Raw genomic sequence first — 22,600 nt, 5'->3', positions numbered from 1 at the left:
CATCGCCTGAATTAGCCATGATGCGTGACCTCCCCTTTCGGAGCTCACGGTAAATGCCAACCCGCTGCGGATTCTGCGCGCGGCAGCACCCGAATTATCAGGGATACGTGTAGGGTGGAGATGCACAACCGCCGGACTGTGTAGCAACAAGCTTTGATCAAGACGCTTCATCTCGTCCACAGCCGCTGGTTGATTCCTCCTCCTGACTGAGTGCTTAAGTAGCCACAGCAAGCAGGACGCGTACGTCGCGGTATCGGCCCAATTGGCCGCACATCGCTGGACACGGGAATGGCCAACCACTCCCGACGCACCTGACACCGACCGTGAGAAGTCGTGTGTGCCGAACGCCGTTTCCGGCAGCCCGGAAACCGACGGTACTACATGAAAAGAATGCTGATTAACGCAACTCAACCCGAAGAGTTGCGTGTTGCACTGGTAGATGGCCAACGCCTCTACGACCTGGACATCGAATCCGGTGCACGCGAGCAGAAGAAGGCCAACATCTATAAAGGCCGTATCACTCGCATCGAACCAAGCCTTGAGGCTGCCTTTGTCGATTTCGGCTCCGAGCGCCACGGCTTCCTGCCCCTCAAAGAAATCTCCCGCGAATACTTCAAGAAAGCCCCAGAAGGCCGCGTCAACATCAAGGACGTCCTGAGCGAAGGCCAGGAAGTCATCGTTCAGGTCGAGAAAGAAGAACGTGGGAACAAGGGCGCCGCCCTGACCACCTTCATCAGCCTGGCCGGTCGTTACCTCGTACTGATGCCGAACAACCCGCGTGCCGGCGGCATCTCCCGTCGCATCGAAGGCGAAGAACGCAACGAACTGCGTGAAGCGCTGAACGGTCTGGTTGCTCCGGCCGACATGGGTCTGATCGTGCGCACTGCCGGCCTGGGCCGCAGCAGCGAAGAAATGCAGTGGGACCTTGATTACCTGCTGCAACTGTGGACCGCCATCAAAGAAGCCTCGCTGGATCGCTCCGCGCCATTCCTGATCTACCAGGAAAGCAACGTGATCATCCGCGCCATCCGCGATTACCTGCGCCAGGACATCGGCGAAGTGCTGATCGACAGCGTTGAAGCCCAGGACGAAGCCCTGACCTTCATCCGCCAGGTGATGCCGCAGTACGCCAGCAAGATCAAGCTGTACGAAGACAGCGTGCCACTGTTCAACCGTTTCCAGATCGAAAGCCAGATCGAGACCGCGTTCCAGCGCGTCGTCGAACTGCCTTCCGGCGGCTCCATCGTCATCGATCCGACCGAAGCCCTGGTGTCCATCGACATCAACTCGGCGCGCGCCACCAAAGGCAGCGACATCGAAGAAACAGCGCTGCAGACCAACCTTGAAGCCGCCGAAGAAATCGCCCGTCAGTTGCGCCTGCGCGACATCGGCGGCCTGATCGTCATCGACTTCATCGATATGACCCCGGCGAAGAACCAGCGCGCCGTGGAAGAGAAAGTCCGTGAATGCCTGGAAGCTGACCGCGCCCGCGTGCAGATCGGTCGTATCTCGCGTTTCGGCCTGCTGGAAATGTCCCGTCAGCGCCTGCGTCCATCGCTGGGCGAAAGCAGCGGCATCGTCTGCCCGCGTTGCAACGGCACCGGCATCATCCGTGACGTTGAATCGCTGTCGCTGGCCATCCTGCGCCTGATCGAAGAAGAAGCCCTGAAAGACCGTACCGCCGAAGTTCGCGCGCAGGTGCCGATCCCGGTCGCTGCGTTCCTGCTCAACGAAAAACGCAACTCGATCACCAAGATCGAACTGCGCACCCGTGCCCGTATCGTCATTCTGCCGAACGATCACCTCGAGACGCCGCACTTTGAAGTTCAGCGTCTGCGTGACGACAGCCCGGAAGCCGCGACCAACCAGTCCAGCTACGAAATCGCTGCGGCCGCTGCCGAAGTCGAAGAAGTCCAGCCAGCCGCTGCGACCCGCACTCTGGTTCGCCAGGAAGCTGCAGTGAAAACTGCGCCGGCCCGTGCCAACGCACCGGTGCCGACTGAAGTTGCACCTGCCGCACCTGCTCCAGCACCAGCTGCCGCGCCTGAGCCAAGCCTGTTCAAGGGTCTGGTGAAGTCGCTGGTCAGCCTGTTCGCCACCAAGGAAGAGCCAGCCGCACCGGTTGCCGTTGCGAAACCGGCTGCCACCGAGCGTCCTGCCCGCAACGAAGAGCGTCGCAACGGTCGTCAGCAGAGCCGCAACCGCAACGGTCGTCGTGATGAAGAACGCAAGCCGCGCGAAGACCGTGCTCCACGTGAAGAGCGCGCACCACGCGAGCCGCGCGAAGAGCGTCAGCCACGTGAAGCCCGTGAGCCGCGTGAAACCCGCAGCGAAGCGCCGGTAGCCCGCGAAGAGCGCGCACCACGTGCCCCGCGTGAAGAACGTGCACCGCGTGCACCGCGTGAAGATCGCAAGCCGCGTGGCGAGCGTGAAGAGCGTGTGCGTGAACTGCGCGAGCCACTGGACGCCGCGCCAGTCGCAGCCGTTGCTGCCGTGACCGCTGAAGAGCGTCCGGCCCGTCAGCCACGCGAAGAACGCGCCCCGCGTGCGCCGCGTGAAGAGCGTCAACCGCGCGCCGAGCAGGCCGCTGCTGCCGTTGCTGAAGAAGAAGTGAACAGCAACAACGAAGAGCAACTGCCGGAAGACGGTCAGGACAACGCCGAAGGCGATCGTCCACGTCGTCGCTCCCGTGGCCAGCGTCGTCGCAGCAACCGTCGCGAGCGTCAACGTGATGCCAACGGCAATGTGATCGAAGGTTCGGAAGAATCCGAGTCCGCTGAAAACGCTGGCGAGCCAAGCACTGCCGATCTGGCCGCTGGCCTGGCTGTCACCGCTGCCGTTGCCAGCAGCACCATCAGCGCTCCGGCAGAAGCCGAAGCTCACGAGCAGGCTGAACGCGCCACTGCCGCCACACTGGAAACCGCTCCAGTCGAAGCGCCGGTTGTCGAAGCCACCACTCCAGTGGAAGTGACTGCTGCACCGGAAATCGAAGTCGCCCCGGTCCGCGAAGCTCAGCCTCAGGTTGAAGCGCCTGCCGAACCGGAAGCTGTCGTTGAAGCGCCAGTTGCTGAATCCGAACCAGCGACCGAAACCGTCAGCGAAAACGTGACCAAAACCGTGCGTGAAGTTCGCGAAGAGCAGACTGCGTTCAACTGGGTTGCCGAGCCAGCCGTCACCGAAGCTCCAGCGCCAGTCGCTGAAGCCGAAGTACCGCAGGCCATGGTTTCCGAACCAGTAGTTGCAGCAGCAGAACCGGCGCCGACACCAGTAGTTGAAGCTCCGGTTGCCGAAGCTCAGGTTGAAGAAGCACCAGCCGCAGTCGAAGCGCCAGCCCCGGTGGTTGAAGCTCCGGCTCCGGTCAGCGCCCTGACGCCAAACGGCCGTGCGCCAAACGACCCGCGTGAAGTGCGTCGTCGCAAGCGTGAAGCCGAGCGTTTGCAGAAGGAAGCCGAACTGGCTGCCGCTGCAGCGCCAGTGGCTGCCGAACCAGCCGCTGCGGCTGAAGTGATCGAGGCAGCCCCTGCCCCGGTCGCGGAAGAAGCATCGGTTGAAGCGGTGATCGCTGAAGCACCACGCTCCGTTCAGGACGCGGTTGAACAGCGCGAAGAAGCCCAGGAAAAAGAGCACGAGCCTAAACCACTCGTGTAATTCCTGAAGCCATTAAAAAGCCCCGCCCGGTGAAAGCCTGGCGGGGCTTTTTATTGCCTGAAATACCAGCATCATCCACAACCTTTGTGGGAGCGAGCCTGCTCGCTCCCACAAGGAATTTCAACACGGCTCAGGGCTGAGGAAATACCAGAGATTCAGGCACATCGATATCCCACAACATCCCCGGGTCATCTACCGCCACCTCAACCACCCTACCCTGCGCAAACAACGGCCGTGCGCCACGATCACCGGTCAGCGCCTGCAACTGCGCGGCAAACGAACGACCAAACCCCACCGGATGGCCAAACTCGCCACCCCGCACCGGCACACTCACAGCGTCATCAGCCATCGCCGCGACCACTCGCTCAATACTCGATGGCAAGATAAACGGCATATCACCCAGCACAATCAACCAGCCATCGGCGTCAGGGCAAGCGGCAACACCTGCGGCAATGCTGTCGCCCATGCCGGTCGACTCGATTGACACCACGTCGCAGCCATATGCCTGGGCCATGCGCATCGCCTGTGGTCGCGCTTCGGTGGTGACCAGTACGCGCTTGTCGAGACTGGCCGGCAGGTTCACCAGCACCTGCTCGATGACCGAGCGCACGGCGCCGCCACGCCCGGTGCAGTCAGCGAGCAATTTATCTTTGTCGGGGCCGGCGATCTGGCGAAAGCGTTTGCCCTCGCCTGCTGCCAGCACGATCACTGCGATGGAATGGCTCATGCACCCTCCAGCGGTTTTTTCTGCTTCAACTCCACACCGTTCTTGATCGCGACAATTTCCGCCAGTAACGACAAGGCGATCTCTGCCGGCGAATGACTGCCGATGTGCAGGCCGATCGGCCCGTGCAAGCGATCAATCGACGCTTGCGACAAGCCTAGCTGAGCGAGGTTTTCCCGGCGCTTCTGGCTGTTGACCCGCGAACCGAGCGCGCCGACGTAAAACGCCGGCGAGTCGAGCGCGGTGAGCAAAGCCATGTCATCCAGGCGTGGATCGTGAGTCAAGGCGACAATCGCCGTGCGCTCGTCGGTCTGGATGTTCAGCACAGCTTCATCCGGCATGCCGGGGACGAAACGGCCATGCTGCTCTTCCCAGCCGTAAACGAACTCGGTGCGCGGATCGCAGATCAGCACTTCGAAATCCAGCAGCCGCGCCATGTCGGCGACGTAGCGCGACAACTGCCCGGCACCGATCAGCAACAAGCGCCAGCGCGGACCGTAAATCGCCCGCAGAACCTTGCCGTCGAACACCAGCGCATCGGACTTGCTTGCCGGAGCCAGCCGCACCTCGCCGGTTTCGATGTTCAGTTCCCGGGCAACGATTTCATGGTTTTCGCAACGCTGCAGCAGCTCGGCGACCCACGCCGGGTCGCCGACGCGCTCTTCGGTCAGGCGCAGGGTGCCGCCGCAAGGCAGGCCGAAACGCGCGGCCTCCTCGCGGGTCACGCCATAAGTGATCATCTGCACTGGCGGACCATCGGTGGCAATGCGGCCGTCGTGCAGCCGCGCGATCAAGTCATCCTCGACACAGCCGCCTGACACCGAACCGATCACCACGCCGTCCTCGCGCAAGGCGAGCATGGCGCCGGGCGAGCGCGGCGCGGTGCCCCAGGTCTGCACCACGCTGAACAACACCACCCGCTGCCCGGCACGGCGCCACTCGAGGACGCTGCGCAGGACGTTGAGATCGACGCTGTCCATTTACGCCTCCGCCTTCTGCCAGCCTTGTAACTGATAACGCACCGGCAGATTGCGGATACGCTTGCCGGTGGCGGCGAAGATCGCGTTGCACAGCGCCGGAGCAATCGGCGGCACGCCCGGCTCACCAACGCCACCCAACGGCACGTCACCCGGCGGCGTGACCAGATGCACCGCGACTTCCTTGGGCGCCAGAGACATGCGCGCGACCTCGTACATATGGAAGTTGTCCTGCTGGACTTTGCCTTCCTTGAAGCTGATCTCACCGAGCACAGCGTTGCCCAGGCCCATGACGCACGCACCTTCGAACTGCGAACGGATGCGCTCAGGGTTGATCTGCGGCCCGCAGTCCACGGCGATGTCGGCCTTGTGCACGATCAGCGAACCGTCGTCCTTGACCTCGACTTCGATCACTGCCGCGACATAGGTGACGAAGCTGTAATGCACCGCCAGACCGAGACCACGGCCCTTGGGCAGTTTGCGCCCCCAACCGGCGGCCTTGGCGGCAGTTTCCAGCACCGTGCGCATGCGCCCGGTGTCGATCGGATAACGCTCGGGCGATTCGCCGTAGTTCCACTCTTCGCTCAAGGTGCGAGGATCGATCTGCCGGTCCGGGCCGAGCAATTTGATCTGGTACTTGAGCGGATCCTCCCCGGCCTTGTGCGCCAGTTCATCGACGAAGCTCTGAATCGCAAAGCCGTGGGGAATGTTCGACACCGAGCGATACCAGCCGACCCGCGTGTGTACCTTGGCTTCGGGGTTTTCCAGGCGCACGTTGGGAATCGCGTAGGCCATGTTGGTAAAGCCCATGCCCAGCTCGAACGCCGCCTCATGGTTCATGTCCGGCGCAAACAACGCGGTGATGCTCGGCGCCACGGTACGATGCAGCCAGCCGGACGGCATGCCGTTCTTGTCGATTCCGGCCTTGAGATATTCCGCCGACACGGTGTGGAAATACGAATTGTGGATGTCATCTTCGCGCGTCCACTGCACCCGTACAGCCTTGCCCGGAAATTCCTTGGCAAGAATCGCCGCTTCGACGACGAAGTCCGGTTTCGACTTGCGACCGAATCCACCGCCCAGCAATGTCACGTTGACGGTGACCTTTTCGAACGGCACGCCAAGACGCTCGGCGATGCGCTCACGGGTGACCTGCGGTGCCTGACTCGGCGCCCAGGCTTCGCACACGCCGTCCTTGTAACGGGCGATAGCAACCATCGGTTCCATCGGCGCCTGCGCCAGGTGCGGCAGGTAATACGACGCTTCGAGAGTGCTGGCAGCGCCGCTCAAGGCCTTGTCGATATCACCGGTGTTGCGCACCACTTTGCCGGCCTTCAGCGACGCGGCTTCAAGCTCTTTGCGATAGGCAATCGAGTCATAACTGGCATTCGGGCCGTCATCCCACTCGATCTTCAGCGCCTCGCGGCCCTTGATCGCCGCCCAGGTATTGCTGGCCACAACCGCGACGCCGCCTAGTGGCTGGAACTCCGACGGCAATGGCCGGCCTTCGATCTGCATGACTTTTAGCACGCCAGGGACTTTCAGTGCGGCGCTGTCATCGAGGCTTTTGACCTTGCCTCCATAAACCGCCGGGCGAGCGATGGTGGCGTAGAGCATGCCATCGAAATGCACATCGGCGCCGTACACTGCGCGGCCATTGACGATATCGGCACCGTCGATGGCCTTGGTGCCTTCCTTGCCGATGTAGCGAAATTCCGACGGCTGCTTGAGACGCAGGCTGTCACGCGCCGGTACTGCCAGCGCACTGGCCGCAGCGGCGAGTTCGCCGTAACCCAATTCACGGCCGGACGGTTTGTGAATGACCTTGTGCAGTTGCGCATGGCATTCGCCAACCGGCACTTTCCACTGCGCAGCGGCCGCCTGTTCGAGCATGGTCCGCGCGGCGGCGCCGCAACGACGCATCGGCTCGTACCAATGACGCATGCTGCGCGAACCATCGGTGTCCTGGTTGCCGAAGCGCACTTCGTCGCCCGGCGCCTGCTGCACTTTGACCTGCGCCCAATCGGCCTCGAGTTCATCGGCCGCTACCATGCTCAGGCTGGTGCGCACGCCCTGGCCCATTTCCGAACGGTTGCACACCACGGTGACGCTGCCATCGGCAGCAATGCTCACGTAAACCTTGGGATCGTCGATCCAGCCATTGGGCATGCCATCGGCGCCAAACTTCTTCGCAGCGTCATCGGCCAGCGCATCCTGCCAGCCCCAGCTCGCGGCGAGGACCAGCGCACTGGTGGCGCCGACGCCTTTGAGAAAGCCACGGCGGCTGAGGTTGCTCAGGGCGAAATCATTCGGGACGCGGCTCATGCCTTCACCTCCTTCAGTTGAGTGGAGGCCTGGCGGATCGCGGTTTTGATCCGGTTGTAGGTGCCGCAGCGGCAGATGTTGCCGACCATGGCTTCTTCGATCTGCTCGTCGCTCGGGTTCGGATTGGTTTTCAGCAGAGCGGTGGCCGACATGATCTGCCCGCCCTGGCAATAACCGCATTGAGCCACAGCGCTGTCGAGCCAGGCTTGCTGCACGACCTTGCCTACCGGGTCGGCGTGGAGATTATCGATGGTGGTCACGTTCTGACCGATCACCGAGCCGATCGGCGTGATGCAACTGCGTGCCGGCAAGCCGTCGATATGGATGGTGCAGGCGCCGCACAGGCCCATGCCGCAACCGAATTTGGTGCCGTTGTAACCGGCGACGTCACGAATCGCCCACAACAGCGGCATGTCTTCGGTGACATCGAGGGAGTGGTCTTGACCGTTGAGTTTCAGGGTAATCATGGGCACGCCCGCATATTTTTTAGTGGTTATGGGGTCGAGCAATCTGCCGCCGGAAAATCAGCGGTGGGTTCGCGCAGATCGACTCAGGCTAATCAGGCTCTCTTGCGCCGACGGGAAAGTCTGCACCGGGCCTTTGGGTGGAGCAAATGGTTGGTATCGTTAGCTCGCTAAGTTAACCCAGCATTAACAAAAAAGCCCTGCACTTTTTCATCAGTGCAGGGCTTTTGATGGCGTCAGGCAAGCGTAGCCTCAATACCGATTGGGCTCCATTTCCAGTTCGACATGGAAGCGCTCGGCGATGTCTTTCTGGATACGTTGCGCCAGGTCGAGCAGTTGCAGGCCGGTGGCCGTGCCGTAGTTGACCAGCACCAGCGCCTGCAACTTGTGCACGCCGGCATCGCCATCGCGGAAGCCTTTCCAGCCGGCGCGTTCGATCAGCCAGCCAGCGGCCAGTTTCATCTGCCCATCGGCTTGCGGGTAAGCCACCAGATCCGGGTGCTGCGTTTTGATCTGCGTGACCACAGCGGCGGGCACCAGCGGGTTTTTGAAGAAGCTGCCGGCGTTGCCGAGCACCGCCGGGTCCGGCAGTTTTTCGCTGCGGATGCTGCAGATGGCGCGGCTGACATCGGTGGGCGTTGGCTGCTCGATGCCCTGCTCGCTCAAGCGCTGACGCACCGGGCCGTATTCCAGATGCAGGTGCGCGGCGCGATCAAGCTTGAAGCGCACCCGCAGAATCAGCCAACGTCCCGGCTGCTGCTTGAACAGGCTGTCGCGGTAGCCGAAATTGCAGTCTTCCAGACTGAAATCACGCAGCTCGCCGCTCTCGCGGTCCAGCGCGGTCAGGCCAGCAAACACGTCCTTGATCTCGACGCCATAGGCGCCGATGTTCTGCATCGGCGCGGCGCCAACGGTGCCAGGAATCAGGCTGAGGTTTTCCAGCCCGGCCAAACCTTGGGCCAGCGTGTGCTGCACGAATGGATGCCACGGTTCGCCCGCTTCCGCCTCGACCACCACGCGACTGCCATCATCGCTGAGCACGCGGATGCCGCGCGTGACCATGCGCAGCACCAACGCCGGAATATCCGCCGTCAGCAGCAAGTTGCTACCGCCGCCGATCACCAGCAACGGCACGTCATGGGACGCGGCATAGGCCAGCGCTTCGCGGACATCGTCATCGCTGTGGGCTTCGGCAAACAGCTGCGCGCGCACATCGACGCCGAACGTATTGAAGGCCTGCAACGATACTTGCGGTTGGACCTGCAAACTCATAAACGGCCCTTCACTTCGATCAGCAACTGGTCGCAGGCCGCTTCGATCAGATCCAGCACCTGCTCGAAACCCTGATCACCGTCGTAATACGGATCCGGCACTTCATCGACCAGCCCGGCATAACGACGCAGGAACAGATCCAGCTCGGCCCTGCCGGTGGACGGCTGCAAGGCCTTGAGGTTGCGCAGATTGCTGTTGTCCATGGCGAGAATCAGGTCGTAGCTGGCGAAATCGGCCCGGCTGACCTGCTGCGCGCGTTGCGTCGACAGGTCATAACCGCGCAGTTTCGCCGCCGCCTGGCTGCGCTTGTCCGGCGGGTTGCCGACGTGCCAGTCACCGGTGCCGGCGGAGGCCACTTCGACCACATCCGCCAGCCCGGCTTCACGCAACTTGTGGCGCAACACGCCTTCGGCGGTGGGCGAACGGCAGATGTTGCCCAAGCACACAAACAGAACGCGCATCAGGCCCCCAGCAGGCGACGAACCCGCTCAAGGTCTTCGACGGTGTCGACACCGGTCGGCGGCGCGATCAGCGCGTCGGCAACATGGATACGCACGCCGTGCCACAAGGCACGCAGTTGCTCAAGGGATTCGGTGTTTTCCAGCCAGCACGGCCCCCAGTTCACGAAGTCGTGGAGGAACCCGGCGCGATAGGCATAAATACCGATGTGGCGGCGATAGGGCACGCCTTCCGGCAGCTGCTCGCGGCTCTTGGCAAATGCATCGCGTGCCCATGGCAAGGTTGCACGACTGAACGTCAGGGCCAGACCGTTGATATCGCTGGAAACCTTCACAACGTTCGGGTTGAACAGGGTTTCCACGTCTTCGATCGGCTCGGCCAGCGTGGCCATGCGCGCTTGGGTATGGGCAGCAAGGTTGGCGGCGACCTGGTCGATCACGCTCGGCGGAATCAACGGCTCATCGCCCTGGACGTTGACCACGATCGCATCAGGCGCAAGACCGAGTTTCGCTGCGACCTCGGCCAGACGATCGGTGCCGGAATTGTGATCTTCACGGGTCAGCACCACTTCGGCGCCGAAGCTTCTGCAGGCCTCGACGATGCGCGCATCGTCAGTCGCGACAACCACACGGCTGGCGCTGCTTTTGCTCGCCTGTTCCCAGACATGCTGGATCATCGGCTTGCCGGCAATATCCAGCAACGGCTTGCCCGGCAGACGGGTCGAGGCGAACCGCGATGGGATGACAACGGTGAAGGCTGTGGTCATTTATCCAGGCGCTCGTCGGTGGTCAGGGTGCGCGCTTCGCTTTCCAGCATCACCGGGATGCCGTCGCGGATCGGGTACGCCAGACCAGCGCCCTTGCTGATCAGCTCGGTCTTGTCGGCACTGAGCTTGAGCGGACCTTTGCACACGGGGCAAGCGAGGATGTCGAGCAATTTGGTGTCCATGAACATTCCCAGAAATAAAAGAGTTAAGGCAGCAGACGATCCGGCAGCAGGCGCATCAGCTGAGTGTCGAACCAGGCCACGAAGGCTGGCGACGGCACGGCATCGACCGCCAGATACCACCAGTCGGCAGCAGCAAAGGCACGGCACTTCACCGCGTCCTTTTCGGTCATCACCAAGGGCAATGACGGGGTGAAATTCAACGCCTGCACGCTGTACTCGGCGTGATCGGCGAACGCGTGCGGGACTGGGCGCCAGTCTAGCGCTTCAAGGGTATTGAAGAAACGTTGTGGATTGCCGATACCGGCCACCGCGTGCAGCGCTTGCCCGGGCGGGAAATGCTCCAGTGACTGACGTTCGCCGCTGCGCAGATTGACCAGGGCCGTGGGTTGCAGGCGGAAGGCGAAACCATCGTTGCGATCATCAAGGGCACCGTTGAACAGTACGCCATCGACACTTTGCAGGCGCTCGACCGGCTCACGCAACGGCCCGGCCGGCAGACAGCGCTGATTGCCCAGTCCGCGCGCGGCATCGATCAGCACCAGTTCCAGATCCCGCGCGAGGCGATAATGCTGCATGCCGTCGTCAGACAGAATCAGGTCCAGCGGCTCACTGGCAATCAAAGCTTTGACGGCGGCGCTGCGATCAGGATCGATCATCAGCGGCACGCCGGTGCGCTGGACGATCAGCAGCGGCTCGTCACCGGCAACCTCGGCGCTGTGCTCGGCCTCGACCCGCCACGGCAGGTGCGGCGGTTTGGCGCCATAACCGCGACTGACCACGCCAACGCGCAGTCCACGGCGTCGGCAATGCTCAATCAGCCAGAGAATCATCGGCGTCTTGCCGGTGCCACCGACGGTGATATTGCCGACCACGATCAGCGGCACGGGCGATTGGTAGATCTCACCTTCACCGTCGAGAAAGCGCTGACGCTTGTTGATCACCACGCGGCGATACAGCATTTCCAGTGGCCGCAGCAGCGTCAGGGCCGGATGCCCCTGATACCACGCGGCGAGCAGGCGATCGGACAGGCTCATCAGGATTTCGGCGCCGCCTCGACCGTGGTCATGCGCAGATGGCTGAAACCGAGCTTGCCGGCCGCGTCCATGGCGGTGATCACCGATTGATGCTGGGCCTTGCCATCGGCACTGATCGACAGCGGCATGTTGGTGTCGCCGTTGGATTCTTTCTGCATGGCTTCCATCAGCGTCGGCAGATCATTCTTCGGCAGAATCTTGTTGTTCACCGAGAACACGCCTTCGGCACTGATCGCGACGTCCAGCTGTTTGACCTGCTGATCTTCGGCGGGCGAACCGCTGACCGCTTCCGGCAGATCCACGCGCAGCTGGGTTTCCCGAGTGAAAGTGGTAGTCACCACGAAAAACAGCAGCAGGATAAACACCACGTCAATCAGCGACGCGAGGTTGATGTCCACGGTTTCCCGGGGCTTGCGACGGAATTTCACGCTTTGCCCTCGGCCAGATCGACATCACGGTCGCCCTGCACCACTTCCACCAGTTTGATCGCTTCCTGCTCCATGCCGACCACCAGCTCGTCGATACGACGTTGCAGGAAGCGGTGGAAGAACACCGCCGGAATACCGACCATCAGGCCCGCTGCGGTCGTGATCAGCGCTTTGGAAATACCGCCGGCCAGTACCGAGGCATTGGTGGTCATGCCAGAGCCGGTGAAGGCACTGAAAATATCGATCATGCCCAACACGGTGCCGAGCAGGCCGAGCAGCGGCGCCATGGCGGCGATGGTGCCGAGGGCGTTGATGTAGCGTTCGAGTTCATGAATGACACGCGCGGCGGCCTCTTCGATGCACTCTTTCATGATCTCGCGACCATGCTTGGAATTGGCCAGGCCTGCGGCGAGGATTTCCCCCAGCGGCGAGTTGGCGCGCAATTCCTTGAGTTTTTCCTTGTTGAGCTGCTTGTCCTTGATCCAGACCCAGACCTGACCCAGCAGATGCTCGGGGGTGACGCGACTGGCGCGCAGTGTCCACAGGCGCTCGGCGACGATCGCCATGGCCGCGATGGAACTCAGAATGATCGGCAACATCATCCAGCCGCCGGATTTGACCAATTCCCACACAGTGACAGTCCCCTCGAAAAAGTGCGCCACTTTACCATACCGATCCGCGATTAAGACCCGCCGCCCCGACGACCGTGAGGTGGCACCCATGCTGGCACCGATCAACGGCCCGGGACCGGCGGATCGCGCCAGAAACGCCGCTGTTGCCGCATCGTCCACGGCGGCTTGAAGCTGCCCAGTTGCAAATGAATGGCACCTTGTTCGGCGCTGTCGTAGATGCGCAGACCTCGCTTGCGGTAGCGCGCCAGCACGGTGGGATGCGGATGACCGAAGGAGTTGCCGTGGCCACGGGAGATCAGCACTGATACCGGCTGCAAGGCTTTCAACAGCGCCATCGACGATGAACTGCGACTGCCGTGATGTGGCGATTGCAGCCACTGCGTCGGCACGGCCAGTGGGCTGTCGAGCAGAACGCGCTCGGCGTGAATGTCGATGTCGCCGGTGAGCAGCAGGCGTTCACCGTTGGCTTCGATCTGCAATACACAGGAGCGCTGGTTGCTGTCATCGGCCGCCGACCATTGCCAGAGCTGGAACTGCACGCCATCCCACTGCCACTGTTCGCCACTTGCGCAGGCTTCGGCGTTCAGCTCCGGCGGCAGGTTTGGCGGATCGCCGCTGACCACGCGGTGCACGTTCAATCCACGCATGACCGCCCGGGCGCCGCCAGCGTGATCGGCGTCAGCGTGGCTGAGCAGCATCAAGTCGAGCGCTTGCACATTGAGTTTACGTAACGCTGGCAATACCACTCGCTCGCCGAGATCGAACTCGCCGAAACGCGGGCCGGCGTCATAGAGCAATGCGTGATGTCGCGTGCGCACAAAAATCGCCAAGCCTTGGCCGACGTCGATTTGCCAGACATCGGCTCGCCCTTCCTCTATTCGCTCTTGAGGCGGCAGTGCCAAGAGCAACAGCAGCGGCCAGCCCAACGGACGCATTGGCACGCCACGGGGCAACAGCAATAAAATGGCGCCAAGGCTGCCCAGGACCAAAGCCCACCATGGAATGGCGGCCGGTATCCACGCCGGCCATTGCCCGGCAATCAGCGCCAGCCCGATAAACAGCCAGTCGATCAAACCACCGGCCAGCCACAACAGTCCTTCGCCAACATAAGGCACGGGCAGCAATAGCGTGCCGAGCAATGCCGGCGGCAGCACCACGAGGCTGACCCACGGAACGGCCAGCAGATTGGCTACAGGCCCGCTGACGCTGATGGGCAAGCTCAACGCCAGCAACACCGGACACAAGCCGATCGCGATCAGCCACTGCGCGCGGGTCCAGGTCTGCCACCACCGCCAGGCCCCCAGCCGACCGCCGAAGGTGAAGATCAACACTGCCACCGCCGCGAAGGACAGCCAGAAACCCGGACGCAAACTGGCCAGCGGATCGAACAACAGCACGCCATTGAACGCCAGCAATAACGGCCACCACGCGCCGAGATGGCGAAAACGCAGCCGCCACAGCAGCACCAGCGTCACCATCACGCAGGCGCGCTGCACCGGCACATCGAACCCGGCGAGCAAGCCGTAACCCAACGCCGCCGCGAATGCCAGGCCACACGCCCACGGCAACCATGGCCAGCGCACCGGCCAGATTCCGAAACGCGCCAGCCCGGCAACCAGCAGATACATCACTGCGGCGAGCAAACCGATGTGCTGGCCGGAGATCACCAGCAGATGCACGGTGCCGGTGTCTTGCAGTACCTGCCAATCCTCGCGACTGAGCCCAGAGCCATCACCGAGCACCAGCGCTGCCAGCGCGCCCTCGCGTCCTTGCGCATCCACCGCCAGCAGGCGTTGGCGAACGCCGTCGCGCCATGCATGCCGGGCCTCAGCCAGGCGCTGGCCATCCTTGATCGTGCCGGTTGCGCCGATCCGTTGCGCAAGCAGCCAGGCCTCGTAGTCGAAGGCGTGCGGGTTGAGCAGGCCACCCGGGCGCTTCAACTTCACCGCCAGGCGCCAGCGTTCGCCGCTGTTGACCGGCGGCCCGGCGTACCAGGCCAGGCGCAGCAGCGATGGCAGTTTTTCGTGGCGTGAGCGCGCATCAGCCAGCTCGAAACGCACCACGCCATCGCTGTGTTGCGGCAAACCGACCACGCGCCCTTCGAGCCAACGGGTTTCGCCGTCGAGGCTCGGTGGCAAGCGGTCATTTAGCGCCCACTGCGCGCCAACGCAGGCCCAGGTAAAGCCAAACAGCAAAAACGCCAATGGAAAGCTGCGAAACGGCAGCAACATCAGCGCCACCATTGGCAGCACCAGCAACCAACCGACCGGCGGCAAGGCCGGCAAAAAAACCGGGGCCAGCAGACCGACTGCCAGCGCCATCATCCCTGTGCGCATATGCCCGTCCTTGAGAGTCCCCCCACTAGGCATAGCCGGTCTGCGGCACCACCGTCGTCAACAATTGTCACAAAGTCTGAATGGGCGGTTCGTAGAATCCAGACATACTTGCCGCCTTAACCGACCGAGAAGCCCTATGCCCCGGCGCTTATTCAAACGTTACATGCCCGACCCGACGAGCATCAGGGAACACAAATCCTTACGCTTTCTCGGCACGTTGCTGCATGACCCTAACCTCTGGCATCTCAACCGCCACTCGGTCGCCCGGGCGATGGCGGTCGGCCTGTTTGCGGCATTCCTGCCGATCCCGGCACAGATGCTGGTAGCGGCGGCATTGGCGGTGATGGTGCGCGGCAATATGCCAATCGCGGTGAGCCTGGTCTGGCTGACCAATCCGATCACCATGCCGGCGGTGTTTTTCTGCACCTACCAGGCCGGGGCGTTCCTGATGGATGTGCCGGCGCGGCATCTGCCGGACGAGTTGACCTGGGAATGGATCAGCGGTGAGCTGTCGACATTGTGGCAGCCGTTTTTATTGGGCTCGGTGGTTGTCGGCCTGGTGCTGGGCGTTCTCGCGTACTTTCTGGTGATGCTGTACTGGCGCTGGTGGGTGGCGCGGCAATGGCGGCGGCGCAAGCAAAGTCGGCAGAAATGAATGCAAAACGGCCTCCGCGATGGGAGGCCGTTTTTTGTTGTGTCTGGGCTGGCCCATTCGCGAGCAGGCTCGCTCCCACAGAGAACATCATTCCAATGTGGGAGCGAGCCTGCTCGCGAAGAAGGTGACACGGTCGGGATCAGGTACGCATCCCGCGCCCGCTCACCAGCAACCGCGCACAGCCGAGATAAAGCACCACGGTCGCCACCAGCATGAAGGTAATGGCGATGCCGATGCGGATATCCGAGACGCCAAGGATGCCGTAGCGGAAGGCGTTGACCATGTGCAGCACCGGGTTGGCCAGCGACACGGTCTGCCAGAACGGTGGCAGCAAAGTGATCGAGTAGAACACGCCGCCAAGGTAAGTCAGCGGGGTCAGCACAAAGGTCGGAATGATCGAAATATCATCGAAGTTGCGCGCAAACACCGCGTTGATAAAGCCCAGCAGCGAAAAGATCGTCGCGGTCAGTACCACCACAAGGATGGTCACGCCGAGGTGATGCACCTGCAGATGGGTGAAGAACAGCGACAGGATCGTCACGATCAGACCCACCGCCAGACCGCGCAATACCCCACCAATGGTGAAGCCGATCAGGATCGTGTGCGGTGACACCGGCGAGACCATCAGCTCTTCGATCGAGCGCTGGAACTTGCTGCCGAAGAAACTTGAGACCACGTTGCCGTAGGAGTTGGTGATCACTGACATCATGATCAAACCCGGCACGATGTACTCCATGTAGGTGAAGCCACCCATGTCGCCGATCTGTCGGCCGATCAGGTTGCCGAAAATCACGAAGTACAGAACCATGGTGATCGCCGGCGGCAGCAACGTCTGCGGCCAGATCCGCATGAAGCGTTTGACCTCGCGGTAGACGATGGTTTGCAGGGCGACGAGGTTGGGACCGAACTCGGAACTCATACCGCCACCTTCGACAGATTTTTCTCCACCAGGGACACGAACAACTCCTCGAGGCGATTGGTTTTGTTACGCAGGCTCAGCACTTCGATGTTCTGCTGCGCCAACTGGGTGAACAACGCCGTGATGCCCATGGATTTATCGACCTGCACTTCCAGGGTGTGGCCGTCGAGCAATCGGGCCGGGTAGCCGAGCAATTGCGGCGCAACGTGCAAGTCGTGTTTCAGGTCGAGCAAAAAGGTTTCCACGTGCAACTGGCCCAGCAACTGTTTCATGCTGGTGTTTTCGACGATGGTGCCGTGGTCGATGATGCCGATATTGCGGCACAGCTGCTCGGCCTCTTCCAGATAATGCGTGGTCAGAATGATGGTGATGCCCTTCTGATTCAGCTCGGTGAGGAAGGTCCACATCGAACGGCGCAGCTCGATGTCGACGCCCGCAGTCGGTTCATCAAGAATAAGCAGACGCGGTTCGTGCACCAGCGCACGGGCAATCATCAAACGCCGTTTCATGCCGCCGGACAGCGAACGCGATGGCACATCACGCTTGTCCCACAACCCCAGCTGGGTCAGGTACTGCTCGGCGCGTTCCTTGGCGACTTTCGCCGGAATGCCGTAGTAGCCGGCCTGGGTCACGACGATGTCGAAGGTCTTTTCGAACTGGTTGAAGTTGAATTCCTGCGGCACCACGCCGATCGAGCGTTTGAGCGCCGCCGGGTTCTTGTCCAGGTCATGGCCGAAAATATTCACGGTGCCGCTGGTCTTGTTGACCAGGGTCGAGAGGATGCCGATGGTTGTGGATTTGCCGGCGCCGTTGGGGCCGAGCAAGGCGAAAAAGTCACCTTCGGCGACGTCCAGATCGATACCACTCAAGGCCTGGAACCCGTTGCCGTAGGTTTTGGTTAGCTGCCGGATGGACAGAGCGGAACTCATATCGGATTTACGCACCAAGAAGGAAGGAAAGAAGTAAATAAGGGCGGGCGGCGAGGGAAACAACCGCGGCGCAAGTTCGCAATGGTGCTTGCCGCCGCCGCACAAGTACAGTCAAGTGTGTCGATAGTAATTATCAAGTCAACGCGGTCATGACCGCTTTCTGATAGGCCACACGCTGCTTCAAACGTTCATACCAGGCTTGCAGATGTGGTTGCGGGGCGCGCTCGATGGGCATTTCGAACCAGGCATAGATGAAACTGCCCAACGGGATGTCGCCCATGCCGATGTCATTGCCGGAGAGATAAGGCTGGCTGATCAAGGCGTGGTCGGCCATGTTCAGCAGTTCATCGCATTCCTTGATCGCGGCGTTGATCGCCTTCCAGTCCTGCTTCTCGGCAGGCGTGCGCAGCACACCCCAGAACACCGTGCGAAACGGCCCGGCGAAACTCGACGTGGTCCAGTCCATCCATTTGTCCGCCGTGGCGCGGGCTTGCGCATCCGCCGGGTACCAAGCGCTGTCTGGGGCGTGCTTGGCCAGCAGGTAGCGAACGATGGCGTTGGATTCCCAAAGCACGAAACCGTCATCCTCGATCACCGGCACCCGGCCATTGGGGTTCATCGCGCGGTACTCGGGCGTATCGACCACACCGAACGCGCCGCCGGCATCGATGGCCTCGTAAGCCAGGCCCAACTCTTCGGCAGCCCACAAGGGCTTTCTGACGTTCGATGAATTTTTTCGTCCCCAGATCTTCAGCATGACCGCCTCTTTGCAAGTGAGTGGACGGCCAGCATACGCCGGATCAGGTGCGACTCAAATCAGTCTGCATGTCGCCCAACAGCACCGGCAGTTGCTCACTGAACAGATGCGGATAGCACTTTTGCAGGTGCTCGAAGAAGAACGTTTCCGGCACATCGGTGAACTGGCCGTGATCGAGCAGATATTCCATCAACTGCGCGCCATCACGGTTGAACGGGTGGAAAACGCTGTCGTTGACCCCGTCGAATTCCAGCGCTGCGACGTTGAACAGCTCGCACAGTTGCTGGTTGAACGCCGGCGTCGCCTTGACCCAGCGGCCGTCGAGAAACAGCTCGGTGTAGCCATGCATGGCGAATACATCGCTTTTCAGCAGCTCGAGCAAACGCGGCGTCGACAAATGATTGCGCACATCGGCCAGACCGATGCGCGCCGGGATCCCGCAATGCCGGGCACAACCGGCGAGCAGCGTAGCTTTCGGCACGCAGTAACTTTCTCCTGCTGCGAGTGCGTAACTGCCGCGCAAGGTTTGCGGATCACGGCTGAAGGTGTAGGGGTTATAGCGCACCGCCTCACGCACGGCGTAATACAGACTGATCGCCTGCTCACGCGGATCGTTACTGGCGCCGCGATGCTGCTCGGCGAACTCCACCACCGCCGGGTGGTCACTATCGATGAAGCGGCCGGGGCTCAGATACTCGTGCATGACGGCAATCTCCTGGGTAAGCCACGAGTCTAGCGACAGCCTGAGCACAGAGATAACGACGTTTCGGCCAAACCTGAAAGCAAAGCTGCGCAGCAACGAACGATTTCCCACACGTGTTGCCCACCGAACCTACGAAAACCATCCGGGGTTTCCCACGATTTCAATCACCATGCTCTGACCACCCTTGTTTGCAGATGCCGTCTAAGCTCTGGAGGGTCGATTTGCCTTGGTTCACGGAGGACTGAATATGCTGTTGTTGTGGATACTGGTTTTGATCGTCGGCGTGGCGTATCTCGCCCATCGACGCATCGCCCCGCTGCCCGCGTTGGGCATCGTTGCGGCCTATCTGGTCGCCATGGGGATTTTCAGTCACGCGCCGGGCTGGCTGCTGTTTGTCTTCTGGGTCCTGTTGGCGGTGGTCGCCGCGCCATTGTTGCTGCCTGACCTGCGCCGCAAGCACTTCACCGCGCCGCTGTTCAACTGGTTCCAGAAAACCCTGCCGCCCATGTCACAGACCGAACGCGACGCGATCGATGCCGGCACCGTATGGTGGGACGGCGAGCTGTTCAGCGGCCGTCCGGACTGGGACAAACTGCTGTCCTATCCAAAAGTGCAACTGAGCGAAGAAGAACAAGCCTTCATCGACGGCCCGACCGAAGAACTCTGCGCAATGGTCAGCGACTGGCAGATCGGCCAGTCCATGGACCTGCCGCCCGAGGCCTGGACGCACATCAAGGAACATGGCTTTTTCGCCCTGATCATTCCCAAGGAATACGGCGGCAAAGGCTTCTCGGCCTACGCTCACTCACAAGTGGCAATGAAACTGGCGACACGCAGCGGCGACCTCGCCTCCACCGTGATGGTGCCCAACTCCCTCGGCCCTGCCGAACTATTGCTGCATTACGGCACCGACGAACAACGTAATCACTACCTGCCGCGCCTGGCCCGTGGCGACGATATTCCGTGCTTCGCATTGACCGGTCCGCTGGCCGGTTCCGACGCCGGCGCGATGCCCGACACCGGGATCATCTGCAAAGGCCAGTGGGAAGGACAGGAAGTCATCGGCCTGCGCCTGAACTGGGAAAAGCGCTACATCACCCTCGGCCCGGTCGCGACTCTGCTTGGCCTGGCATTCAAGGCTTATGACCCGGATCACCTGCTCGGTGAAGAAGAGGACCTCGGCATCAGTCTGGCGCTGATCCCGACCGATACCGCAGGTGTGGAAATCGGTCGTCGTCACCTGCCGCTGGGCGCCGCGTTCATGAACGGCCCGAACTCCGGCAAGGACGTGTTCATTCCGCTGGACTACCTCATCGGTGGTGAGGAAATGCTCGGCAAAGGCTGGATGATGCTGATGAACTGCCTGTCCGTCGGGCGTTCGATCTCGCTGCCAGCCGTGGGCACCGGCGCGGCCAAGTTCACCAGTCTGGTCACTGGTCAGTACGCGCAGATTCGCGAGCAATTCAATGTACCGCTGTCCGCTTTCGAGGGCATCCAGGAAGCGATGGCGCGCATCGGCGGCAACGCGTGGATGATGGACGCCGCGCGCATGCTCACCGCCAACGCGGTGGACCTGGGTGAAAAACCATCGGTGCTGTCGGCGATCCTCAAATACCACCTCACCGAACGCGGCCGCGAATGCATCAGCCACGCCATGGATGTGCACGGCGGCAAAGCAATCATCATGGGGCCGAACAACTACCTCGGCCGCAGCTGGAACGGCGCGCCGATCTTCATCACCGTCGAAGGCGCGAACATCCTGTCGCGCAACCTGATGATCTTCGGTCAGGGCGCGATCCGTTGCCATCCGTTCGTACTCAAGGAAATGGCCCTGGCGGGTCGCGAGGACAAGGATCAGGCGCTCAAGGAATTCGACGGTCTGTTGCTCAAGCACATCGGTTTCGCCGTCAGCAATGCCGCCAGCACACTGGTGCTGAACCTCGGCCTTGGCCATTTCGAACATGCGCCGGGTGACAGGATCAGCCAAGGCTACTTCCGCGCGCTCAACCGTCAGGCCGCCGCATTCGCCATGCTCGCCGACTTCAGCATGATGCTCCTGGGCGGCGAACTGAAACGCCGCGAACGCCTGTCGGCGCGCCTCGGCGACGTGCTGAGCAACCTGTATCTGGCCTCTGCGGCGCTCAAGCGTTATCACGACCTGGATTCGCCGGCGTACATGGAGCCGCTGTTCCGCTGGGCCATGGAAGAAAGCCTCGGCCAGTCGGAGCGTGCGCTGGATGAACTGCTGAGCAACTTCCCGAACAAAGTCTTCGGCTGCCTGCTGCGGGTCATCGTCTTCCCGTTCGGGCGCCGTCACAAAGGCCCATCGGACAAACTCGGCGCCGAAGTCGCTGCGGTCATCGGTCGCGCCAAAGGCGATCCGGCCCTCGAAGAATTGCTCGCCGGCTGCTACCGCCCGCAATCGGCGGACGATGCCGTGGGCGCGCTGCAACACGCCAGCGACCTGCTCAATGCTGCGCAACCGCTCCACAAGAAACTGCACACCGCACTGAAGAGCGGCCAGGTCAAACCGGCAGCCGGCGAACACGCCATCGATGCCGCGCTGGAAGCCGGCGTGCTGCAAGCCGTCGAAGCGCAAAGCCTGTGCGACGCCGAAGCGGCCCGCCGCAAGGTGATCGACGTCGACGATTTCGCCAAAGAAGAACTGACCCAGGCAGAGGGCAAAGTCCGCTGAACCCGGTTTATGTGAAAAAACGGCGCGAGGGCTTTATACTCCCGCGCCCGTTTTGCTCTTGAGGACTTATCTCGTGTCCAACGTCGTTGCCGATCATCTCGTGTTGCTCGACCACCTGCGCAGTATCCTGGTCGCCGTAGGTGAGGCCGAACAAGTGCCCGAAGAAAGCCATGCCCTGTTCCTCGAGCGCTTCGACGAACTGCTGGCCTCCCTGCCTATCGACCCTATCGAAAGCCAATACCTGGGCCAGGACATCCTCACCCAAGTCATCACCCGCTACCCGCAAATCGCCCACCTGATCCCACGCGACCTGCTGTGGTTCTTCGCCGGCGACTGCCTGCACTACCTCTCCGACGAAGAAATCGACCTCTACCAGGCCCTCGAAGAACGCCGCTACGAAGCCGAACAGAACGACGAACCGTTTGACTGGAACCAGGAAAAACAACTGCTGGCCATGTCGGCGCAGGACAGCAAGCACTGATATTCGAACACTACTGAAAAGGCCCGCATGGAGATTCCATGCGGGCCTTTTTTTCAAGATCAAAAGCCCCTCACCCTAGCCCTCTCCCGGAGGGAGAGGGGACTGACCGCTTTGTTTGGACGAGGTACCCCAGTCTGAATTACCGAGTCGAATGAGATTTCGAAAAGCCAAAAAATCGGCTCCCTCTCCTCGGGGAGAGGGCTGGGGTGAGGGG

20 protein-coding genes are annotated in these 22,600 nt (G+C 61.7%); 4 read left to right on the top strand and 16 right to left on the bottom strand.

Annotated features, from left to right (window positions below; translation table 11 throughout):
* Positions 1-381: 381 nt before the first annotated feature.
* Positions 382-3,648, top strand: a complete 3,267-nt coding sequence (gene rne / locus ACV8MC_RS14245) for a ribonuclease E (RefSeq protein WP_457262346.1) — start codon at positions 382-384, stop codon at positions 3,646-3,648.
* A gap of 130 nt (positions 3,649-3,778) precedes the next feature.
* Here the strand turns inward: rne and ACV8MC_RS14240 are convergent, their stop codons facing one another.
* The 12 genes from ACV8MC_RS14240 to ACV8MC_RS14185 all read right to left on the bottom strand — a co-directional run bounded on the left by ACV8MC_RS14240 (position 3,779) and on the right by ACV8MC_RS14185 (position 15,247).
* A complete protein-coding gene (locus ACV8MC_RS14240; RefSeq protein ID WP_457262344.1) occupies positions 3,779-4,375 on the bottom strand; it encodes a nucleotidyltransferase family protein in 597 nt (198 codons plus the stop codon).
* A complete protein-coding gene (locus tag ACV8MC_RS14235) occupies positions 4,372-5,352 on the bottom strand; it encodes an XdhC family protein (protein ID WP_252884673.1) in 981 nt (326 codons plus the stop codon). The genes ACV8MC_RS14240 and ACV8MC_RS14235 overlap by 4 nt, the downstream gene beginning before the upstream one ends.
* Positions 5,353-7,674 carry a molybdopterin cofactor-binding domain-containing protein gene (locus ACV8MC_RS14230; protein ID WP_457262342.1) on the bottom strand — a complete coding sequence of 774 codons (2,322 nt, stop codon included), beginning with the start codon at positions 7,672-7,674 and terminating at the stop codon, positions 5,353-5,355. It abuts the gene before it with no gap.
* Positions 7,671-8,141: a (2Fe-2S)-binding protein gene (locus ACV8MC_RS14225; protein WP_041479453.1), complete on the bottom strand. Its 471-nt coding sequence runs from the start codon at positions 8,139-8,141 to the stop codon at positions 7,671-7,673. The genes ACV8MC_RS14230 and ACV8MC_RS14225 overlap by 4 nt, the downstream gene beginning before the upstream one ends.
* Positions 8,142-8,390: 249 nt before the next feature.
* Positions 8,391-9,410, bottom strand: a complete 1,020-nt coding sequence (murB, locus tag ACV8MC_RS14220; RefSeq protein WP_150637629.1) for a UDP-N-acetylmuramate dehydrogenase — start codon at positions 9,408-9,410, stop codon at positions 8,391-8,393.
* Positions 9,407-9,871, bottom strand: a complete 465-nt coding sequence (locus tag ACV8MC_RS14215) for a low molecular weight protein-tyrosine-phosphatase (protein WP_076563814.1) — start codon at positions 9,869-9,871, stop codon at positions 9,407-9,409. The genes murB and ACV8MC_RS14215 overlap by 4 nt, the downstream gene beginning before the upstream one ends.
* Positions 9,871-10,635, bottom strand: coding sequence for a 3-deoxy-manno-octulosonate cytidylyltransferase (gene kdsB / locus ACV8MC_RS14210; RefSeq protein ID WP_457262338.1), 765 nt, complete (start codon positions 10,633-10,635; stop codon positions 9,871-9,873). The genes ACV8MC_RS14215 and kdsB overlap by 1 nt, the downstream gene beginning before the upstream one ends.
* Positions 10,632-10,817, bottom strand: coding sequence for a Trm112 family protein (locus ACV8MC_RS14205; RefSeq protein WP_003179363.1), 186 nt, complete (start codon positions 10,815-10,817; stop codon positions 10,632-10,634). Before ACV8MC_RS14205 ends, kdsB begins: the two co-directional genes overlap by 4 nt.
* Before the next feature lie 23 nt (positions 10,818-10,840).
* On the bottom strand, positions 10,841-11,851 hold the full coding sequence (lpxK, locus tag ACV8MC_RS14200; RefSeq protein ID WP_457262336.1) for a tetraacyldisaccharide 4'-kinase: 1,011 nt from the start codon (positions 11,849-11,851) through the stop codon (positions 10,841-10,843).
* Positions 11,851-12,279: an ExbD/TolR family protein gene (locus ACV8MC_RS14195; protein WP_041479458.1), complete on the bottom strand. Its 429-nt coding sequence runs from the start codon at positions 12,277-12,279 to the stop codon at positions 11,851-11,853. Before ACV8MC_RS14195 ends, lpxK begins: the two co-directional genes overlap by 1 nt.
* The gene (locus ACV8MC_RS14190) at positions 12,276-12,911 is read right to left on the bottom strand and encodes a MotA/TolQ/ExbB proton channel family protein (protein ID WP_016771007.1); all 636 of its coding nucleotides are present in this window, start codon (positions 12,909-12,911) and stop codon (positions 12,276-12,278) included. Before ACV8MC_RS14190 ends, ACV8MC_RS14195 begins: the two co-directional genes overlap by 4 nt.
* 101 nt (positions 12,912-13,012) lie before the next feature.
* A complete protein-coding gene (locus tag ACV8MC_RS14185) occupies positions 13,013-15,247 on the bottom strand; it encodes a DNA internalization-related competence protein ComEC/Rec2 (protein WP_457262333.1) in 2,235 nt (744 codons plus the stop codon).
* Positions 15,248-15,383: 136 nt separating this feature from the next.
* Between ACV8MC_RS14185 and ACV8MC_RS14180 the strand changes: the two genes are divergently transcribed.
* Entirely contained in the window at positions 15,384-15,902 is a 519-nt protein-coding gene (locus ACV8MC_RS14180; protein WP_039760200.1) for a DUF2062 domain-containing protein, read from the top strand.
* Positions 15,903-16,041: 139 nt separating this feature from the next.
* Here the strand turns inward: ACV8MC_RS14180 and ACV8MC_RS14175 are convergent, their stop codons facing one another.
* From ACV8MC_RS14175 to ACV8MC_RS14160, 4 genes are all read right to left on the bottom strand, one after another.
* On the bottom strand, positions 16,042-16,821 hold the full coding sequence (locus ACV8MC_RS14175; RefSeq protein ID WP_056788203.1) for an ABC transporter permease: 780 nt from the start codon (positions 16,819-16,821) through the stop codon (positions 16,042-16,044).
* On the bottom strand, positions 16,818-17,750 hold the full coding sequence (locus ACV8MC_RS14170; protein WP_076563818.1) for an ABC transporter ATP-binding protein: 933 nt from the start codon (positions 17,748-17,750) through the stop codon (positions 16,818-16,820). The genes ACV8MC_RS14175 and ACV8MC_RS14170 overlap by 4 nt, the downstream gene beginning before the upstream one ends.
* 133 nt (positions 17,751-17,883) lie before the next feature.
* Positions 17,884-18,507, bottom strand: coding sequence for a glutathione S-transferase family protein (locus tag ACV8MC_RS14165; RefSeq protein ID WP_305381319.1), 624 nt, complete (start codon positions 18,505-18,507; stop codon positions 17,884-17,886).
* 43 nt (positions 18,508-18,550) lie between these two features.
* A complete protein-coding gene (locus tag ACV8MC_RS14160) occupies positions 18,551-19,210 on the bottom strand; it encodes a transglutaminase-like domain-containing protein (RefSeq protein WP_041479462.1) in 660 nt (219 codons plus the stop codon).
* A gap of 247 nt (positions 19,211-19,457) precedes the next feature.
* Here ACV8MC_RS14160 and ACV8MC_RS14155 point away from each other — a divergent pair, with 247 nt between their 5' ends.
* Both ACV8MC_RS14155 and ACV8MC_RS14150 read left to right on the top strand, forming a co-directional pair.
* Positions 19,458-21,905, top strand: coding sequence for an acyl-CoA dehydrogenase (locus tag ACV8MC_RS14155; RefSeq protein ID WP_457262330.1), 2,448 nt, complete (start codon positions 19,458-19,460; stop codon positions 21,903-21,905).
* 73 nt (positions 21,906-21,978) lie between these two features.
* Entirely contained in the window at positions 21,979-22,386 is a 408-nt protein-coding gene (locus ACV8MC_RS14150; RefSeq protein WP_007967565.1) for a PA2817 family protein, read from the top strand.
* Positions 22,387-22,600: the final 214 nt, after the last annotated feature.

The sequence above is a fragment of the Pseudomonas sp. PK-RTE-24 genome, assembly GCF_054052265.1.
The sequence above is the reverse complement of the archived record's forward strand: the minus strand, read 5'-3'. Positions and strand labels throughout refer to the sequence as shown.

Excerpts from the sequence above, each read along its gene's own strand:
- rne (WP_457262346.1), top strand. The coding sequence starts at position 382 with ATGAAAAGAATGCTGATTAACGCAACTCAACCCGAAGAGTTGCGTGTT.
- ACV8MC_RS14240 (WP_457262344.1), bottom strand. The coding sequence starts at position 4,375 with ATGAGCCATTCCATCGCAGTGATCGTGCTGGCAGCAGGCGAGGGCAAA.
- ACV8MC_RS14235 (WP_252884673.1), bottom strand. The coding sequence starts at position 5,352 with ATGGACAGCGTCGATCTCAACGTCCTGCGCAGCGTCCTCGAGTGGCGC.
- ACV8MC_RS14230 (WP_457262342.1), bottom strand. The coding sequence starts at position 7,674 with ATGAGCCGCGTCCCGAATGATTTCGCCCTGAGCAACCTCAGCCGCCGT.
- ACV8MC_RS14225 (WP_041479453.1), bottom strand. The coding sequence starts at position 8,141 with ATGATTACCCTGAAACTCAACGGTCAAGACCACTCCCTCGATGTCACC.
- murB (WP_150637629.1), bottom strand. The coding sequence starts at position 9,410 with ATGAGTTTGCAGGTCCAACCGCAAGTATCGTTGCAGGCCTTCAATACG.
- ACV8MC_RS14215 (WP_076563814.1), bottom strand. The coding sequence starts at position 9,871 with ATGCGCGTTCTGTTTGTGTGCTTGGGCAACATCTGCCGTTCGCCCACC.
- kdsB (WP_457262338.1), bottom strand. The coding sequence starts at position 10,635 with ATGACCACAGCCTTCACCGTTGTCATCCCATCGCGGTTCGCCTCGACC.
- ACV8MC_RS14205 (WP_003179363.1), bottom strand. The coding sequence starts at position 10,817 with ATGGACACCAAATTGCTCGACATCCTCGCTTGCCCCGTGTGCAAAGGT.
- lpxK (WP_457262336.1), bottom strand. The coding sequence starts at position 11,851 with ATGAGCCTGTCCGATCGCCTGCTCGCCGCGTGGTATCAGGGGCATCCG.
- ACV8MC_RS14185 (WP_457262333.1), bottom strand. The coding sequence starts at position 15,247 with ATGCGCACAGGGATGATGGCGCTGGCAGTCGGTCTGCTGGCCCCGGTT.
- ACV8MC_RS14180 (WP_039760200.1), top strand. The coding sequence starts at position 15,384 with ATGCCCCGGCGCTTATTCAAACGTTACATGCCCGACCCGACGAGCATC.
- ACV8MC_RS14175 (WP_056788203.1), bottom strand. The coding sequence starts at position 16,821 with ATGAGTTCCGAGTTCGGTCCCAACCTCGTCGCCCTGCAAACCATCGTC.
- ACV8MC_RS14170 (WP_076563818.1), bottom strand. The coding sequence starts at position 17,750 with ATGAGTTCCGCTCTGTCCATCCGGCAGCTAACCAAAACCTACGGCAAC.
- ACV8MC_RS14165 (WP_305381319.1), bottom strand. The coding sequence starts at position 18,507 with ATGCTGAAGATCTGGGGACGAAAAAATTCATCGAACGTCAGAAAGCCC.
- ACV8MC_RS14160 (WP_041479462.1), bottom strand. The coding sequence starts at position 19,210 with ATGCACGAGTATCTGAGCCCCGGCCGCTTCATCGATAGTGACCACCCG.
- ACV8MC_RS14155 (WP_457262330.1), top strand. The coding sequence starts at position 19,458 with ATGCTGTTGTTGTGGATACTGGTTTTGATCGTCGGCGTGGCGTATCTC.